13 protein-coding genes are annotated in these 17,971 nt (G+C 60.3%); 9 read left to right on the top strand and 4 right to left on the bottom strand.

Annotated features, from left to right (window positions below):
• Positions 1-52 precede the first annotated feature (52 nt).
• The 3 genes from OS914_RS12920 (at position 53) to OS914_RS12910 (ending at position 5,940) form a co-directional block, all read left to right on the top strand.
• Entirely contained in the window at positions 53-421 is a 369-nt protein-coding gene (locus OS914_RS12920; RefSeq protein ID WP_267546471.1) for a MerR family transcriptional regulator, read from the top strand.
• Positions 422-514: 93 nt separating this feature from the next.
• Positions 515-856, top strand: a complete 342-nt coding sequence (locus tag OS914_RS12915) for a hypothetical protein (RefSeq protein ID WP_267546470.1) — start codon at positions 515-517, stop codon at positions 854-856.
• A 185-nt stretch (positions 857-1,041) separates the two neighbouring features.
• Positions 1,042-5,940 (top strand): helicase-related protein, encoded by a 4,899-nt coding sequence (locus OS914_RS12910; RefSeq protein WP_267546469.1) that lies wholly within the window; start codon positions 1,042-1,044, stop codon positions 5,938-5,940.
• 207 nt (positions 5,941-6,147) lie between these two features.
• Here OS914_RS12910 and OS914_RS12905 read toward each other — a convergent pair whose 3' ends face one another.
• The 3 genes from OS914_RS12905 to OS914_RS12895 all read right to left on the bottom strand — a co-directional run bounded on the left by OS914_RS12905 (position 6,148) and on the right by OS914_RS12895 (position 9,362).
• Positions 6,148-6,981: a hypothetical protein gene (locus OS914_RS12905; RefSeq protein WP_267546468.1), complete on the bottom strand. Its 834-nt coding sequence runs from the start codon at positions 6,979-6,981 to the stop codon at positions 6,148-6,150.
• Between the two features lie 143 nt (positions 6,982-7,124).
• The gene (locus tag OS914_RS12900; RefSeq protein ID WP_267546467.1) at positions 7,125-7,871 is read right to left on the bottom strand and encodes a 5-oxoprolinase subunit PxpA; all 747 of its coding nucleotides are present in this window, start codon (positions 7,869-7,871) and stop codon (positions 7,125-7,127) included.
• A 6-nt stretch (positions 7,872-7,877) separates the two neighbouring features.
• Positions 7,878-9,362: an amidase gene (locus OS914_RS12895; RefSeq protein ID WP_267546466.1), complete on the bottom strand. Its 1,485-nt coding sequence runs from the start codon at positions 9,360-9,362 to the stop codon at positions 7,878-7,880.
• Between the two features lie 903 nt (positions 9,363-10,265).
• On the opposite strand from OS914_RS12895, the gene OS914_RS12890 reads away from it, so the two are divergent.
• Together OS914_RS12890 and OS914_RS12885 are read left to right on the top strand one after the other, a co-directional pair.
• Positions 10,266-10,550: a hypothetical protein gene (locus OS914_RS12890; RefSeq protein WP_267546465.1), complete on the top strand. Its 285-nt coding sequence runs from the start codon at positions 10,266-10,268 to the stop codon at positions 10,548-10,550.
• 195 nt (positions 10,551-10,745) lie between these two features.
• Positions 10,746-11,021 (top strand): ParB family protein, encoded by a 276-nt coding sequence (locus OS914_RS12885; protein ID WP_267546464.1) that lies wholly within the window; start codon positions 10,746-10,748, stop codon positions 11,019-11,021.
• Positions 11,022-11,028: 7 nt separating this feature from the next.
• Here OS914_RS12885 and OS914_RS12880 read toward each other — a convergent pair whose 3' ends face one another.
• Positions 11,029-11,265 carry a DUF1016 N-terminal domain-containing protein gene (locus tag OS914_RS12880; protein ID WP_267546463.1) on the bottom strand — a complete coding sequence of 79 codons (237 nt, stop codon included), beginning with the start codon at positions 11,263-11,265 and terminating at the stop codon, positions 11,029-11,031.
• Positions 11,266-12,584: 1,319 nt separating this feature from the next.
• On the opposite strand from OS914_RS12880, the gene OS914_RS12875 reads away from it, so the two are divergent.
• The 4 genes from OS914_RS12875 (at position 12,585) to OS914_RS12860 (ending at position 17,722) form a co-directional block, all read left to right on the top strand.
• Entirely contained in the window at positions 12,585-12,785 is a 201-nt protein-coding gene (locus OS914_RS12875) for a hypothetical protein (protein WP_267546462.1), read from the top strand.
• A 1,900-nt stretch (positions 12,786-14,685) separates the two neighbouring features.
• A complete protein-coding gene (locus tag OS914_RS12870) occupies positions 14,686-16,695 on the top strand; it encodes a WD40 repeat domain-containing protein (protein ID WP_267546461.1) in 2,010 nt (669 codons plus the stop codon).
• Between the two features lie 248 nt (positions 16,696-16,943).
• Positions 16,944-17,084: a hypothetical protein gene (locus tag OS914_RS12865; protein ID WP_267546460.1), complete on the top strand. Its 141-nt coding sequence runs from the start codon at positions 16,944-16,946 to the stop codon at positions 17,082-17,084.
• Positions 17,085-17,623: 539 nt separating this feature from the next.
• The gene (locus OS914_RS12860; RefSeq protein ID WP_267546459.1) at positions 17,624-17,722 is read left to right on the top strand and encodes a zinc-ribbon domain-containing protein; all 99 of its coding nucleotides are present in this window, start codon (positions 17,624-17,626) and stop codon (positions 17,720-17,722) included.
• Positions 17,723-17,971 lie beyond the last annotated feature (249 nt).

Genomic DNA, 17,971 nt, shown 5'->3' with positions numbered 1-17,971 from the left:
ATTCTGCCGGCCGGGGAACTTGGCAGGAGCAGGCGCAAGTGAGGGGATGCCCATGGTAATCAGGGATCAACGGGCACGTGGGGTGTACGCCATCTCCGTCGCGGCTGAACTCGTCGGGACCGGCGAGCAAAACCTCCGGCTCTACGAACGCAAAGGCCTGGTGGCGCCCGGGCGCACCGAAGGCGGTACGCGCCGGTACAGCGAAAACGATCTGGTGACCCTGCGACGGATTGCCGAACTCCTCGCCCAAGGACTCAATACCTCCGGCATCCGTCTTGTTCTGGCCCTGGAAACCGAAAACCAGGCCCTCAAAGCCGAACTCTCACACCCCACGGACCGTCCAGGCGGGCAACGGCGCACCACAGCCAACTCCCAGAACCCGGTCCGCCCCGTTACCGTGGTAGGAGTATCTGTGGAATAGGGGAACCGGGCGTGGCACGCAGAAGGACCAAGTACGACATAGACGGCCAGATGAGTTTGGATGCACTGTGGTCGGAGCAGGAGGAGATACGCAATGAACACGCACGGGCGACACGCCATGGAAACGATGCAGAACCACGATCCGGAAACGTTCAGTCAGGTGCAGAATCCCGAGGAGTACTTTTCGACTTTGGGAAGCCAGATCGAGGACCAGATCGGGAACGTGATGGACAGTCTCATCCAGCGGGACACCAGGGGTCGGTCCACCCTGGAGATTCTGGGGGAGCGGAACATGGCCAGGCTCAGGGCGCGGGAGATGGTGTATCAGGAGATGATCTATTCGTCCCTGCCTCCGGAGCCGGAGGAGATGGAGGACTTCACGCCCCTGACGGATGGGACGGACAGCGAGCTGGATCGGGAGAACAGCCAACAGTAGAACCCGCAGCGCAGGGACAGTCATTCCTGCCAGCGTCCCAGGATGATTTTGCCCCGTCGGGGCAGAAGGCCCGGTTTGCGGCCAACTATGAAGCCATCCGGATTGTCCGGGTCCTGGAGTCCGGGCAGCGTGCTGCCACGATTGAGGAACAGCGCAGTCTTGCCCGATGGTCGAGTTGGGGTGCGGTGCCGCAGCTTTTTGACAAGGACGATTGGGCCCAGGAACGTGCCAAACTACGTGAGGTACTGACCGATAAAGAGTATGACGCGGCCTCGCGGACAACGATCAACGCCCACTACACAGATGCCGGAATTGTCCGCCGGATGTGGTCAGCGGTTGAACAGCTGGGATTCACCGGCGGGCAGGTGCTCGAGCCGGGGTCAGGGTCGGGGACGTTCATTGGCATGGCACCGGCCGGGGCGCAGATGACCGGTGTAGAGCTGGACCCGCTCACCGCCTCCATTTCCCGGGCGCTCTACCCGCAGGCAGTGATCCGTGCCGAGTCCTTCGCGGACACCCCGCTGCAGAAGAATTCGTTTGATTTGGTCGTGGGCAATGTTCCCTTCGGCAGGACCGCGTTGTATGACAAGACGTTCAATCCGAACAAACACTCGATCCATAATCACTTCATCATCAAGTCGCTGGAAGCCGTCAAACCCGGTGGTTACGTCGCGGTGCTGTCCTCCAGCTTCACCCTGGATGCTGCCAACCCCGCAGCGAGACGGGACATGAGCGCCCTGGCGGACCTTGTGGGTGCCGTCAGGCTGCCCACCGCAGCTCACCGCCGAGCCGCGGGAACGGACGCCCTCACCGATGTCCTGATGTTCCGCAAGCGTGAGCCAGGACGGGTGCCGGCCAACACCGACTGGGAAACCGTGGGGCCCTTGATCGTTGATGGAACGAACATCAAGATCAACAATTACTTCGCAACTCACCCGCACAACGTTCTTGGCAGGATCACTGTCGGCAGCGGAATGTATGGCGCGGAAACGGTCAGCGTCAAAGCCGACGGCAACCTGTCCGCCGTCCCGGCCTTGCTGGGGGAGCGGCTGCAGGAAATCACGACCCAAGTACTGGCCGAAGACCGAGGCCACCGCCCCAGCCAAACCGAAGCCGGCAAACAGCCGGCTGCCCTCCTGAGCGCCAGCCAGGCTGCATGGGACGGGACAATCACCGCAGAGATCGACGGTTCGTTCACGGTCGTTGAAAAAGGTGCTCCCGTGCCCCTGGACATTGCCAAAGCCCACGCATCGGAAATGCGTGGGCTGCTGGGGCTGCGCGATGGAGCACGGGCCCTGATGGAAATGGAGGCAGCGGACCAGGACGACACCCCCGAAATGGACTCCAAACGGGCCGAACTCCGGGCGGACTACACCGGCTATGTGCAGAAGTTCGGACCGATCAACAGGTTCACGACCAGGGAACGCACCGATAAGGAAACCGGTGAAACCATCGTTACCCGTGTCTCTGCCCCGGCTGTAAAGAAACTTCAGAACCTTGATCCGTTCGGCAGCCTGCCTAGCGCACTGGAAGACTTCAATACCGAGACGCAAATAGCGACGCCTGGCGGGTTGCTGCGGCACCGCCAGGTGCAGGTACGTAAGCCCGTTTTGGGGGCCGACACCATTGATGAGGCTTTGGCTATTTGCCTGGACACCTACGGTGCCCCTGACCTGGACGTGATTGCCGATCTGGTGGGCAGCACACCGGAGGAAGCCCGGGAGCAGCTGGGCATGCTCGTTTTTGACGACCCGGCTGCCGAGGCTCTGGTGACGGCACCGGAGTATCTGTCCGGGAATGTCAGGGTTAAGCTCGACGCGGCCCGGGCGGCTGCGGGTGAGGATCCGCGGTGGAACACCAACGTGTCAGCCCTTGAAAAGGTACAACCGGTTCCCGTGGGCATGGAAGATGTTGAAGCCAGACTCGGCGCTGTTTGGATCAGCGTTGAAGACCATCAGCGATTCGTCCGCGAAACCCTGGGCGACCGGTCAGCGACGGTGACGAGCGTCGGCAGTGGTATCTGGCGGGTGAAGGCCAACCGCAGCTCGTTGAAGGCCACCAGCGAATGGGGAACCCAGCGCCGGCCCGCCCCGGACCTGCTGCAAAGCATCCTGGAACAAAAGAGCATCCAGGTTGAAGATAAGGACGATGACGGCAAGCAGGTTGCCAACCTTGAAGAAACCGAAACCGCCCAGGAATCTTCCAACCAGCTGCAGGAACGCTTCTCGGAATGGGTCTGGGAGGAACCGGAGCGGGCCACCCGGTTGATTGATGAATACAACCGACGGTTCAACTCCATCGCCTTGCGCGATTACACCCAGGAAGGCCAGCGCCTCACCCTGCCCGGGCTCGCCGCCTCATTCACCCCGCACGGGCACCAGCGCACGGCCGTGGCCCGGATTATTTCCGAACCGGCCGTGGGGCTTTTCCATGAGGTCGGGGCCGGGAAGACGGCCGAGATGGTTATGGGGGCGATGGAACTCAAACGCCTGGGCATGGCCAGCAAACCGATGATCGTGGTTCCCAACCACATGTTGGAGCAGTTCACCCGCGAGTGGCTGGAGCTGTACCCGCAGGCACGGTTACTCTCCGCTGGCAGTGATGACCTCAAGACGACCGGGACCAACAGCAGCTCCCGCAGGCGTTTTGTCTCCCGCGCGGCCGCGAACGACTGGGACGGCATCATCATCACCCAGACCGCGTTCAAGAGCATCGGCGTCAAGGCCGAAACGATCGAGGAATACCAGCACTCCCTGATCCGTGACGTCCGCGAAACGATCACCAACGCCATGGACTCCGGCGAAGATAAGACCACGGTCAAAAAGCTGGAAACCAAGCTTCAGGCCGAAGAGGAACGGATGAAGAAGCTCATGGACACGGCCCCCGATCCGGGGCTGACGTTTGAGGACATGGGCGTGGACTATCTGTTCGTGGACGAGGCCCACGATTTTAAGAACCTGCGCACGGTCACGAACATTAGGGGCGCTGAAATCGGCGGCTCGATCCGTGCGACCGACATGCACCTGAAACTGGAATACCTGCGCGCCACCCACGGTGAGCGGGTGGCGACCATGGCCACCGGCACCCCCATCGCCAACAGCCTGACCGAGGCCCACGTGATGCAGCGGTACCTGCGCCCTGACCTCCTCAAAGACGCCGGGGTGGAGAACTTCGACATCTGGGGTGCGACGTTCGGTGAAACCGTGACGGCCATCGAGATGGATGCCGGCGGGCGGTTGAAGAACAAGGCACGCTTCGCTAAGTTCAAGAACGTCCCGGAAATGCTGCGCACCTTCCACGTCTTCGCGGATGTGAAGCTCTCCGAAGACCTGCACCTGGCAACCCCTGATTTGGTGAGGCGCTCCAGTGATGGGGAGCGCCAGCCCGAGCTGGTCCTGATCCCGCAGCCACCGGAGCTGGCGGAGTACATGGAGGAGTTGGCTCACCGCCTGGACAACCTTTCAGGATGGGCGCAAAAGGGGCAGGACAATGCCCTGACGGTCTACAACGACGGCCGCAAGGCAGCCCTGGATTTGCGCATGGTGAACATCGAGCCGCAGTCCGCCACGAAAATCGACCACGTTGTCGCAAACACGCTGAAAGTCTGGGAAGCGAACCGGGACAATCAGTATGAGACTGCGTTCAACTCCGGCGATATCTCTGAGCAGTGCGGTGCACTGCAGCTGATTTTTTGCGACATGAGCACTCCCTCAAAAGACAAAGACCCGGACGGGCAACCGGTGTGGACGGCCTACCAACAGATCAAGGATCAACTGGTAGCCGGCGGTATTCAGCCCGAGCAGGTGAAGTTCATTCATGACTTCCCCAAAGCCGAGCAAAAAGCGGCCCTCTTTGAGCAATGCCGTGCCGGTGACGTGGCGGTGCTTCTTGGGTCCACGGCCATGATGGGCACCGGCACGAACGTTCAGCTGCGCGCCAAGGCCATTCACCATGTGACCTGCCCCTGGCGTCCGGCGGATCTGACCCAGCGGGATGGACGCATCATCCGCCAGGGCAATGCCAACGCAGAGGTGCATAACTTTCAGTACGCGACCGTCGGAAGCTACGACAGTGCAGCGTGGGATGGGATCCAACGCAAGGCAACCATGATCAACCAGGTACTGCGCGGGCGCTTGGATGTGCGTGAACTGGAAGATGTCGGAGACCTTGCCATGAACGCGGCGCAGATTAAGGCAGCCACCAGCGGCAATCCCCTGGTGATGGAAAAGATCGCAGCCGACGCCGCCCGGACCAAGCTTGAACGGCTCAAACGCGCGTTCGAAAAGAACCAAAGCTCCCTCACCTGGTCCAAGACCTCGGCGCAATCAACCATCGACACCGCAGAGAACAAACTCCCCGCCGTGCTCGCCGCGATCCCGAACATCGTTCCCACGAATGGTGATGCGTTCACCATGAAGGTCGGGGAGAAGACCGTGGACAAACGGGTAGATGCTGTTGCCGGCATCTGCGACTGGATCAAGACCAATACACCCGACTACGGCAACTACTCCCACCGACACCATGACTACGGCACGATGGCCGTCCTGGGCGGGCACGAACTGGTCGTGTCCAACGCAGGGCCACAATCGCGTCTGGGTCAGTACCAAGACCTCCTCCTCCAGGTGAAGGGAGTACCCGATACCGGGACGGTCTTTAGCCGACAGGAAATCCTGGAGGGAGGTACAGGCATTCTCACCCGGCTGGAAAACAGGGTCGCCGCTATCCCGGAAATAGCCGACCGGCTACAAACCTCCATTGCCGAAAAGCAGCTGCTCGTTATTGAAGCCGACGCTCAACTTCTCCGCCCGTTCAAGTACGAGGAAAAGCTGGTGGACGCACGACTAGCCTGTAAAGAGCTGGACGAGAAGCTGAAAGCCTCCATCGAACCAGTCAAACCGGCTGAACCACAAGCCCCGGAGATCGTTGACGGGGAGGATCCAGCGCTGGCCCGGCATCGCAAGCTCCACGCTGCGAGCTTCCCGGCGGGACCAGGATTAACGCATCTTTCAGGCGCTGTACCAACAACTCAAGGCAGACCCGGAGCAGACCATCACCGGGTAAGGAACACTGACCTCGAGCGGTAAGCAACCGCTGCGCGGCCACAGACGTGTGAGGCGCTGGCCTACCTGAACAGGGGAGATACCTTCGTCGTCTACAGGCTGGACCGGCCACCGCTGTAATTGTTAGTTTCGCCAGCCTTTCCTGCGTCTGATTCAGAGAAGTTGCGTCGAAAGATGGCTGCTGGAGGCGTCCACAGGCCCTAAAGGTAGGCCGTCTGGACGTCGTTTAGCCTAATGGCCGCTGTCACGCGATCCATCTCTGAAACCGCCGGACAATTCGACGTAGCGGGCGCCAGCAGCCTCAAGCAATTGGACCGCCTCAAACAGCACGACGGCTAGCATGCCGTAGCGGATGGTCATTTGAAACTGTGCGCCGGTCCCTGTACGGGTTCCTGCGACTTCCTGTAGCTCATTGGAAGCGAGTTGAGCCCACACCTTTCCATGGGCATGGCCGCTGGCGAGCTGCCAGGCTGCCAGCCACGGGAAAACGGCATTGCTGTGCAACCTTTCCAAGCGCTTCAGGATCTGCGTCGTCGTCGGAAGTCTCTCGCTGAGCGGGTTCCATGCCCCCAGACCTGCCTGTCCGGCAACTTCCTTCAATCTGGCCCGCCGCTTTGCCCTCGGCGAGGGCTGGCTCATAGTGTCTCGCAGGGAGGCGGCCTTACCCACCTCATCGACCCCCAGGAGAAGCCTCCGCTTAATTCTCAGGGTGCCGTTGACGGGTTCCAAGAGCCACAATGCGACCGCCGCGGCGTCGAGTGCATTCCTTACCAAGGCATAGGCACCGAAAGGGCTGGCAACCATGTCAATCTTGTGCTCCGACTCCTGGACGATCATTTGCCTGAGCGACGCGATGCAACCTCTTGCGACGGCGAGCTGACCATACGCATAGCCGGAGACGTTGTGATGGGGTGACCGGTCGTCGTCCGAGAACAGGGACGAGCCCTCCACGGGATCCACCAGCGGTTCCAGCGCCGCATCAATTTCTGCTGCTCGGTCGAAGAGCCGCATGATCCATTGGCTGTACTGGACCTCGTCCTCGTCATCCACCGGAAGCGTAATCACAGGTTGAAGTCTAGGGCCCAGTGCCCGGTTGGCTTCGCGTCTAAGGGAGTCCGGTTCAGGAGGGGTTGTCAGCAGAAAAGGAGGCCACCCACTGTGAGGTGCTACAAGGCCGCAACGGTCGGCCCTGAAAGGGGAGCCGCGCTCTAAGCCTTTGGTCTGGCTGCTAGAGCAGCCGCGATGGCTTCTTTGACTGTCTTTGCGACTGCCGGCGCTGCTGCCAGGTCAGAGTGTACGCAGATGGACTGTACGGTGACCGGCACGAGCGTGCCCTCCACGGTCGAGACGGTCCCTTCCAATAATGCCTGCATCGTTCGGGCGCGCACGGACTCCAAAGTGCGCTCCCTCGGTCTTCTTTCCACGATGAGGCTTCCGTCTTTGCCGTAGTCGAGGTCGACGTAGAACTCGGCAACGAACTCCACCCCGCAGGATTCAGCGGACGACTCGTGGGCTGTTCCTGCGAGCCCGTACACGGGGACACCGTACTGCCCCGCGACTTCGCAGATGGATCGCATGAGTTTCTCATCGGAGGCTGCCATACCGAAAAGGGCCCCGTGAGGTTTGACGTGATCCAATGGCGTCCCGTGGGCGGCGAGGAAGCCGACGAGGGCGCCGACTTGGTAGCGCACCAAGTCGCGCGCCTCGTCGGTGGTGATCGCCATCTTCCGGCGACCGAAACCGGTTATGTCGGGCAGCCCGGGGTGTGCGCCTATCGTAACGCCGGCTGCCGCCGCCGCCCGGACGGTACGGTCCATGGTGCTGGGATCCCCGGCGTGCATGCCGCAGGCTACGTTGACTGTGTCGACGATCTTCAGGATGGCGTCATCGTTGCCGAACGAGTGGATCCCGATGTCTTCACCGAGATCTGAGTTGATGGTGATGGTGGTAGTCATGGTGTCCTAGAGGGCAGGTGCCGTTCGTCCTTGCAGGGTTGCTTCGGATGCGGCGGCGAGTGCCAGGAGGGCCCGCTCGCCGTAAGGAACGGCCATGAACTCCAGACCGATGGGCAGTCCATCAGCTGTTTGTCCGGCCGGGATGGTGATCGCGGGGAAGAGGAGCTGGGATGCGATGACCGTGTTGGTCGGGTAAGTCAGGCAGGTCCAGCGGTCAGCGAAAATGTCTTCGCGTGTGGGTGCCGGAAGTTTGGCGTCAGGGAAGGCAATGGCGTCGAGCTGGTTCTGCGCCATGATTCCGATGACCTGTCGCTGGAACGCGGTTTGGGCGAGGAGACGTTCCACGTAGTGGGAATCATCGGTGGGCTGTTCCGGTCCGGCCACGATCGCCTCGAGCAGGTCCAGCTTCTCGTGGTACTGCTTTGTCTCGATCAGATGCCGCATGGACGGGATCCCCGCAGCGGGGCGGGCACCGACGAAGTCGTTCATGTCCGACTGTGATCGTGTGGTGTAAAGCGACGTGAAGCCGACCTGATCGTCGAGGTTGTCGATGGTGATGTCGATGAGCTCAGCGCCTGCGTCGCGGAGAGCAGAAAGCGCGACCTCGATGGTCGTGTTGACCTTGGCCCCGTCCGGGTCGGAGTCGTCGCCGAAGGCTTGGCGGAGAATCCCGATTCGCTTACCGGTGAGGGTCGCGTTTTGAAGTGCGTCCGCGTAGGGCTTTTCTTGGCGTGCAATGACGGCGGCCGCGGTGTAGTCGTCGGCTGCGTCGTAGCCGACCATGACGTCGAGGAGCCGGACAGTGTCTTCCACCGTCCGGGTCATTGGCCCGGAGGTGTCCTGGGGTTTTACCAGGGAGGACATGCCGGCGCGGCTGATCAGCCCTGGGGTGACGCGGAGCCCGACGAGGCCGCAGAAGGACGCGGGCAGGCGGATGGAGCCTCCGGTGTCCTCTCCAACTCCTACAAGTGAGAGATTAGCTGCTACGGCTGCTGCGGTCCCGCTGGATGAACCGCCGGGGTCGCGTGCAAGGTCGTAAGGGTTCTTGGTCACCCCGCTGCGGGAGGAGGTCGAGAACCAGGACGTTGCGAAGTCGGGGAGTGTGGTCTTGCCCAGGATGATTGCGCCGGCGTTACGGAGTTTTGTGATGGCGGGTGCGTCCTGTTTGGGCTGATAATCACCGGATGCGATGCTGCCAAATGTCGTAGGCAGGCCGGCGGTCTCGATCTGATCCTTGACGACAATCGGTACGCCGTGAAGCGGTCCTACGAGCCGGCCCGTTTCGGTGAGTTCCCGGTCGAGCTGGCGTGCTTCTTCCAATGCGCTCTGCGAGACGGAAATCAGTGAGTTGAGTTCTGGCCCGGACCGGTCGATTAGTTCAATGCGGTCCAAGTAGGCGCCGACAAGATCCTCGGCAGTGAATTCCCCGCCGAGGAAGGCAGCGTGCGCCTGCGCGATGGTCAGCTCTTCGATGGTTCGATCAATAGCCATGGGTTCACTATTCCTTAATCATGGTGTTAAGGGAAAGGGTTCGAGACGTGAGCCGGCAGCCGTGCAGGGGCGAGGGCGCCGGACAAAATAGCACCGGTGGTGATTTTCCTAAAAGTGGGAGTCCCTGGGAGACTTTGCCGTTGGTGATACACGCGTCCAGGCTGTGCATGATCGCCGGCCCCGGTGGTGAGTCTTGGTTCCAAGGTGTCCTGGCGGTTGTGTGCAGCCGGTCAGCTGGGTCCCGTCGTCCGGGTGTGTGCGGGAAAAGCCCGGAGGATTTAGCTTTTGCCGTGCTCATGCGGGGGAGGGGCAAGGTTATTGATTGTTGTGGCTCTCGTCCTCCATGACCGCTGGCTCAGCTTGTTGTCCCGGGGAGAAATCGAAGGCGTTGTGCTGGCAGGTTGTGGCCGGGTCGGCTACTCGTCTTGTGCTGTTGGCTGTCCGTAACGTGGTGGTTGCCTGTCTGTGGTGGGGGAAAGCAGGTGAGGCCACGGGGCTGTTTAGGAGTGTTTGTGGTGCTGAGTATCCGCTGCGGGGCTGACGGCCGGGTTTCCCATGGTCCAAGACCTTCAATGTCGACGCGCCAACACGCTGGGCCGGGTTTCTTTCAGCCAATGACGACACAGATTCCAAACGATGCGCCAGCCATCGCAGTCGCAGGAACCGCACGCAGTCGGCAGGATTTCAGGCGCAAGGGGGCTCCCAGGGAGCTGCTAAACGCCTTGCCCCACACCCGCCAACCACCGCGCACGCCAGTGACGAAACCGGGCATAAAATAGGCAAAAAACCGCTGGAATTCAAGGAACAAACCCTGTTTTTCATATGAAAGATGGTAGAATTGAAGTATACCAAGGCAGAACGAACCTCACTGGAACCGGCACCGGACTTAAGGATCTGATTATCATGTTCAACGACGACGAAATCACCGACCTCCTCACCCGGCGCCAGATCCCCGAAGGGATGCACGACGATCCTGAAATCAGGTTCCTGGTCGACAGCATGCTTCGACTGGAGCGGCCGCTGAGCGGGCCGGAAGGCAGGTTTTACCTGGCTGAAAGCCAAATACCGGCAGACAACCCCGACGAGGAGCCCTACATGATGGCCAATGCGGTCCTTCTCGGGGAAATCTACGAGGACCGTCTGGCCACACGAGTCAACGAACTGTTCGACTACGCGCAAGAGCGCTAGGAAGGAGGAGGCAAGCATCTTGGCCGGAGAGAGAACAACCACCGTCGGTGCCGGTTTCACCGCCGTTCCCGAGCTGCGATTCACCAGCTCGGGAACGGCGGTCGCGGACTTCACCGTCACCTCACTGACGCGCGCCCTTGACCGCAGAAATCATTCTCGTGGGATTGCTGCGGCAACGTCGGGAACGAACCGGTAATGAGCAGGGCAAAGCCGGACTCATTTAGCCCCTACTTCCGAACGGTCGATGCGGACCAGATCCGTGCTGCGTTCCTTGCCGCTGGAGCGGTGGAGGGCTACGCCTCGATCTCCGAGCTCATCGAGGCTGCAGTTCTGAAGGAAGTCCGCCGCCTCCAACGCCGGCACAACAACGGCAGGACCTGGGAACCGGTGCCGGCCGGCATTGCCCGCACCGGCCGGCGGACGCGCAGTGAAGGCCGCGCCTCTGATGACCGAAGCGACAGCCCCCAATAGCCGGAAGTTACGTTGGAAAGGACCAACGTAACTTCAGTTTAGAAGCACGTTCCTGGACCAGCCGTACTGGGCGGCCGCTGCGGCATACCAGTCCCCGTTCCTTGGCTGTGGCGGCCTTGTCCAAAATCGTCCAGACATGGCCCCACGGCAAATGTGCCACAGACTGTGGCACATTTTCATCCGCGCCCCAAGCGCGGACCATCGCGGTCATGTACTGCAGATTCCGGTACGAAAGACCCTTCATATCCGGAAACGAAGCACCCAGATCAGTTGCCAGCCGTCGGATGACACCGCTCCCCTACCCTTGGCTGTCCTGGCGGACAAGGATGTCCTCGCCAAGAGACCAGTAGAGCCCGATAAGCAGCGAGTTGACCGTTCGCCGCGCTTGGACCCCCCTTGCATCCGAGACCCGGGACTTCAGTGACGCCAACAGGTCCCCGTAGCCCGCTGGCAGGTCATCAGTGGTGGTGTGGATCCGCGGGTTTCCTCGGTTCAGGCTGCTGAACCGGGTGCATCCCAGACGCTGACCGCTTACAGTACCCCCAGGATTGAAACCGTCAGAATGAGATCCGAGACCCGCGACAACACCTGTCAATAAATTGAAAAAGACTTCATTCTGACAGACGAGAAGGCATCATGCCTGACGTCTAGTTGGAGTACACCCCAACTTGCCGACTCAACGCCACCCGCACTTCACATTGTCATTGATGTTCGCCGGCATCCCGGTGTCCGTGGCTTCGGCAACCCGCTACACCCGGGGTCTCCACGTGCCGGACGGCAGCGTCCGGGGACACGATGGCGGCCAAGGCCTCAACTTCGCGCACGTGTATCCGGAGACAATTGTCAACTCGGTGACCTCGCTCGGATCTTTCAGCACCGTAGGGAAACACTGGTCAACAGCCGCAAGCCGGCGAGCAGTTACGAAATTCTGGCCTGCTGCTATCTCCTTGGACGAGCACGTGTGGTAACGCCGCGTGCATCGAGCCGATCGACTAAGGTCGCGGTGGACCGAAGGAACTGGCCGGGATGGTCGGCCTGACCCACAACGGGGGCGGCCGGCCACAAGGCAGACTCGCTTAACGGAAATCAAATCCTGGCGCTGCGGCCGAGAGCGGTTGACGGACAAACAACGTGTTCCGTTGGAGAAGGAGATCGACACCGATGCCCGTTACGAGGAGGTCTAAGTGGCTTGACAGGGCGCCCAACAGTTACGAGCCGCCACCTACCGTGCCCCGTCGCTGGTCGAGGGCAAGCAAATCATCCGGAAGATCCAGACATCCCGTGCCATCATCATCCCCGAGATCCGCGGAGTCGGACGAACCTTAAGCCGATGAAAGAAAGCGTTCTTAGCCTATCTTCGACGCTTAAAGAGTCGAAGATACGGCTAATCAACCAAGATCTGAATCACCTGACTTGAGAGCCGCTGTGTAGCTGCAACGCGGTCACGGCATCGTTCAACCGCGCAAGTGCATCCGCCAGACTCCTTCAAGCCGAAAATTGCCATTGACATGGATTTCATTCTGTTGACAGACTACAAACCCACGGCAATGTAAAGGAATCAATTTGGGAAAGTATGACAAGAACATCGCTAGCGCGCAGACGATGCTCGCCGAAGCGCAGCACAAGTACGATGATGCTTTGGTCAAGATGACGGACGCTGCACCTCACGTGCGTCAAATGGTTCTTAATACATACCAAGAGCAAATTGATGAGGCGAATCAGATGATTGAGATTTTCACCTCGGAGAACGAACGACTGATTTAGGAGTCGCATGGAGCGCGCAAATGGCTTTGAGCAGTTTTATTCTAGGTTGACTGCTGGTGGAAAGATTGAATATTTCGTCGGAAAGAATGGGTCGCCTACTATCGCCTACCCGCATGTCCATGTAACGCATCATGGCAGCGGACGCGTTGAGGTTGTGGCTTCGCGTAGTTCTTCCGATCACCCATGGCGCACCACAATCAACGATCCGGCAGGAAACAAGGGGCCAGAGATCCAATCGGCAATTCGAGCGGGTCAAGGGAAGCTGTAGAGCGTTCTGGTCTTTCTCGTCTTATTCCCCTATTCCGCTGTGTCGTTTTCCGGAGTTGTCTACACGCGTACTGCCGGCCACGGTGCTAACTTGGGCCGCCTCTCTATTGTCGAAGTCTGGACGACCCGCTGCTAGATACATCGTGATGGACAAGCCTTGCCGCTCGTGGGTTCGCAGGCACTCCACGTCTCCTCTCACCTTCCGATGCACGGCGGCAACACCGTTCGACATATTTGCTTGCCTTTAGCCTGGTTCTTCTTTGGTAAGTTGGCGTGGACTTGGGTTACGGTTTCGCCTTCCTCGGCGGCGTGGTGATGGGGGTGTTTTTGCTGGGACTCTGCAAACTGTCGCGCTTGGATGCCTTTTTTCGGGGGGTGCCGACGGTGCGAATCTTTGCGGTGAGGGTTTCTTTACGTACGACAGAGTCATTAGGCTAGTCCGGCGCGCAGGCGGCCCGGTCTCCGGGCGCGTTCGTTCTTCTGTCGCTCTTCGGTCACGATTGCGGATTGCTCTTGTGCTTCGGGTGGGTGGGTTAGGACGTGTCCCGGTACCAGGCTTCTTCGGCCGCTGAGGGTCCGTCAAACCTGACGTCAGCGGCCCTGTCCTTGTTTCGTCCGGCCTGCCGTGCTCTTCGCGTGCTTCGTCGCCGTGGTGTGCGCCGCTGCTGCGGTCTCGTGAAGCGTTGGCCTCGGCCTGCCTGGCTATTGCTTCTTGCGCTGTTGCTCCCGTTCTAAATCGGTCAGCGGCTCCTTGAGTTTGTTCGCCTCCGGGTAGTAGCTGGGGACCGTGTTTTCGTACCTGGTCGCGGCCTTCCTTGGCCGTGCCTCGGCCAACCGAGCTGGATCGGTCCCGTGCAGACGACTTCGAAAAATGACAAACGGGTCTTTAGCCTCTTAGCCTAAAGTTAAATGAATTCGCCACGAAAACAAGGCACGTCACAGATCCTCCCCGATTGTGACTGAGGAATGGCTTGCCGTATTTCTTCCTCACTGTTCCATGCGTCGTAGGGTTTCCAGCGGTCTCGATGCCACTGGAAAGGAAACGTGGGCAATGGCCTTTCCGTAATCTGGAATCAGATGGTGCTCTCATTGCCGGTAAGGGGTCCGTAGAACTGGTGTGTGTGGTAGTAGTTATTCCACCGGCGCCGTTCGCGCCAACACCACTACCACTGCTTCAACGCACGGGCAGTTAGGGACTTGGAGGGGGCAGGCCATGGGCCTTTTCGGCAGGAGAGATCAAAAAGGGCCGGGACAGCCCGTGGCCTCGAAAACACCGGAGTCCGAAGTCCTCAGCGAGAAGGCGTCCATACGGAATCCAGGGCTCGACCAGACGAATCCGCGTCAGCTTCTCTACCTCCTCTTGGAAGGCTCGGGACTGAGCGTTCTACTGACCGCACCGTGCGGTGCAGAAATCTTGCTTAGAGAGGTTGTTCGGATCGCCCCAGCGCTGGGAAGGTCGAGCCATTGGGGCCGCGGCTTCTTTCGGCTGGACCGGGACCCTGAAACGATATGGACCGCGGTCGATGGACCCAAAGGGTCAGCTCTCGTTGTGGTCTGTGGGCCAGGCTCCGACTCTGGCTTCATTCTCGAAGCGGTCCTGAAGCCGTTCCAGGTCGCCTCCCTGCCTCTGAAAATGGAGATGGTGAACTTGGGTTCGACGACATCGGCCGTGGTGGACATTGTGGCAGGTGCCGATGTCGTCCCAGTTTGGGAAGTCCCGGAGTTCTCCCATCTCCGACCGAATTCTGACGGGCACATGACGTTACCGCTCTGGGCTCGCCGCGCCGCACGGTTATGGGAGCGCCTGGGACAGGAGCTTTACAAGCGCCAGGTCCGGGATGTCGATGGCGATGACATGAACGTGCTTTTCGGTCTAATCGACGGCAGGATAATCCTCATGCTAGGCCTTGGTCTCGCATCGGAGGGCACTGGCCGGTACCCGGCTTTGGACGGGCAGGGACCGTACTCGCTCGAGCGCATCGAGGAGACACTTGCTTATGTCTTGCCTGTTCCGGACGAGATCGACGCCACAGGCCTCAGCGAGCTCAGTCAGCGCATAGCCGACGACTTTGCCACGGGCATGGCACAGCTACGTCAGGCCACCAGTGCTCCTACACTCCCGCCAGAACCCGACGGTCGGCTGCTCTGGGACCGGCTGGAGGCCGCCCCCGAGGAGAGCGCCGCCCTGCGGCCGTTTCACTGGCCGGCCTTGGCCCCGTACATCACGACCGAGCGTGTCCGCGAGTCCGTGCCCGAGTCTGAGTCTACTTTTGAGTCCGTCAATGCCCTCGCCCACCAGCTCCGCGCCAAGAGGAAATCAGGATTCGAACACACGTGGCGCGCATCAGGGGACGCCCCGATCTCCCCATCGTGGCTGACCATCCAATCAGCCACTTTCGATCCCAACACTGGAAGGACCGTTGCCAGCGGCCATTTCACGCACGAGGTTTGGGACCTGCCGCCCGCCCACGACCTAGGTGCTATCGATGGACGCAACGCGTTCAGCTTCACGGAACAAGGACATCCCGGAGGCCTATTATGGCCATCGGCAACCCTCTACGTCGGCTCGTCACGCAGCGGTGTCTTCCTCCCCCTGGACTCGAAGGCCAATGTAGTGTCCGTCGACCTTCACGGCCCCACTGGAACCGTCGCGTCGCTCGAATTCCTCGGTGGCTCCACAGGAGCAGCCTCCCTATACAACGGCACGGGGCAGCGCCGGCTGCTGACTGTGGTCGAGGGGATCGCCGGTAACGAGCCGATCCGGTTCAGCGGCGACGGATCATGGATCCTGATCACCACTGCCAGCGGAAAATCCATACTGATCGAAGCAGCCACCGGCCGGTGGCTGAGTCTTGAGGTGGCAAACGCCGCCTGGTGGCCCCTCGGCGAGTCCAGTCTCCTAACCATCGAGCACGAAGACGGAAAGGTTGTCCCGCGGCTTTTCAGCCTCGCCGCCAATTCCTACACCAGGACGTTCCCGCAGATCACACTTGATATGCCAATGTTGAAGAAGTTCCCCTACTTTTGGTTTCCGTCCGTGTCCCCCGACGGTCGGGAGATCCTCGCCCTGACCACTGCAGGGGTCAGCGACGACTATCAGAGCGCATATGGAGCCGGAGACCATCTGGCCAGGATTACCCTCGAAGACGGCAACGGCACACTCCTCCACGAGCCCTTCCTTGACTCCGCCCAGGTCCTCGAACGTGACGTGCGCGAGGCTCGTTGGACCCAGAGGCCGCCACAGCATTCCGTCCAACTCCACTCCGACCTCGCCGCCAAGCTGGACGCACCTAAGACTGAACACGAACACCTTTCCCCCGCGAGATGGGCCGACGAGGCTGAGGCGATTCTGGTGGCCACCCTGAACAAGGCCATCGAACTGACCAAGGCTGGCCAACCCATGGCGCACCTGATGCCAGAAGTCCTTGCCTCCCTGGCACCCGTGGCGCACAACGCTGCGGTTTGGGATAAGCAGTCCCAGTGGCTCATTGGGCTTCAACAAGCGACCTCTAACCTTGTACCGGATGGCACGGTCACAGGTGACCATGTGGCTGCGTGGGGACACTATGGCTCTGCCATTGCCGCCATCCAAACCGGACGGCTGGACCTCCTCGACCCCGCAGCCACGCTGTCTTTGCCCTGATCCTGCCAGCGCCCCGGCGTAGTTCGATTATGCCGAGGAAAACGCTAAGCCGAGTCACGGTACTGGCACCGCGTGTTCCGGGGTTTGAAGCTGCTTTCCACGGTTTGGTGTTTCCTAGTTCTGGCGTTATCTTCGTCATATCCAGGTGCTCAGCGAAGGGAAAGCGCTATGGAGACGATGGTTGAGCCGGTGCAGATGTCAGTGATTGTCAGGGTGAAACAGAATTTCCCTGTGCTGTTTCCTCCCTCGTGATCGACCAGGTCGATCTCGACAAACCCCCGCACCGCACCGCACCGTTCCAATTGGCCCGGGTCCGCATCAGGATCGAGCAGCGTGCCCGGCTTGGTGTGGGACCGGCCGCGGGATCCAGTTTCGCCCGGCCCGCCTAGAGCCGGCGGTCGATCGTAACCGGGGCAATCTTCAGCAGCAGCAACGCCACATTGTCGATGACGAGCTCCTTGAACCGACGCAACCGCGGCACCAGATCCGGCAGGGCAGCGACCAGTAACCGCCCGCAGTGGGTCCTAAACCCCTCCAGCAGAACCCCACTGCCTCGATCACCTCTTCACCGTAGAGCAGTGGACGTGGTGGCCGTGGCTCGCCCCGTTTGAGGACCGGCGCCTGCCTCAAAAACGTTCCGGGTGGTCCCTGTGCCGCCTGGTCAGGGCGCGCAACTCATCCAGAGTGAGCGTCTTGGCGGCACGATCAGACTTGGCACATCGAACGGCGACGGCTCTGCGCTGAGTCCTCGCAAGCTCCATGGCTCACAATGCCGGACCAGCCCGGCATCCTCACCGTTACGCCGACGCTATCAAATGATTCTTTGATAGCAGCTATGCATGCATCTTTGGTGAGTCAACGCCGGCTATTCCCTTTATCGGGCTCAAGCCATAGTATTTCTTGCATCCACAGAAGGCAGGGAGACATCATGTCAGCAACAAAGGGCGAACCCAAGGTCTGCGCGAAGTGCGGGGCCAACAACAATGCGAACTCTACGACCTGCATCGGCTGCGGGACGTCGATCTAGCGCAATACATGCTTGACCCTCTCTTCCACCAGTCTCCATAGGTGAATCAGGGCCAATGTAAAGCAACGATTGGAAGGTTGAATTCTTATGGCATGTGCATGTCAGGACAAGGTGAATAACACGAACGGGCGTTGCCCGGCGTGTAACGAGGCAATCCAGCACAAAATCCCTACATCCCGGCACAGTTGCAGCCACGGGAATTGTTCGTAGTTTGAAACTGCTTTCGTCACCGTCTGGCTAAAGACAACC

Source organism: Arthrobacter endolithicus (assembly GCF_026627425.1).
GTDB lineage: Bacteria > Actinomycetota > Actinomycetes > Actinomycetales > Micrococcaceae > Arthrobacter_M.
This window is presented reverse-complemented; position numbering and strand designations above follow the sequence as displayed.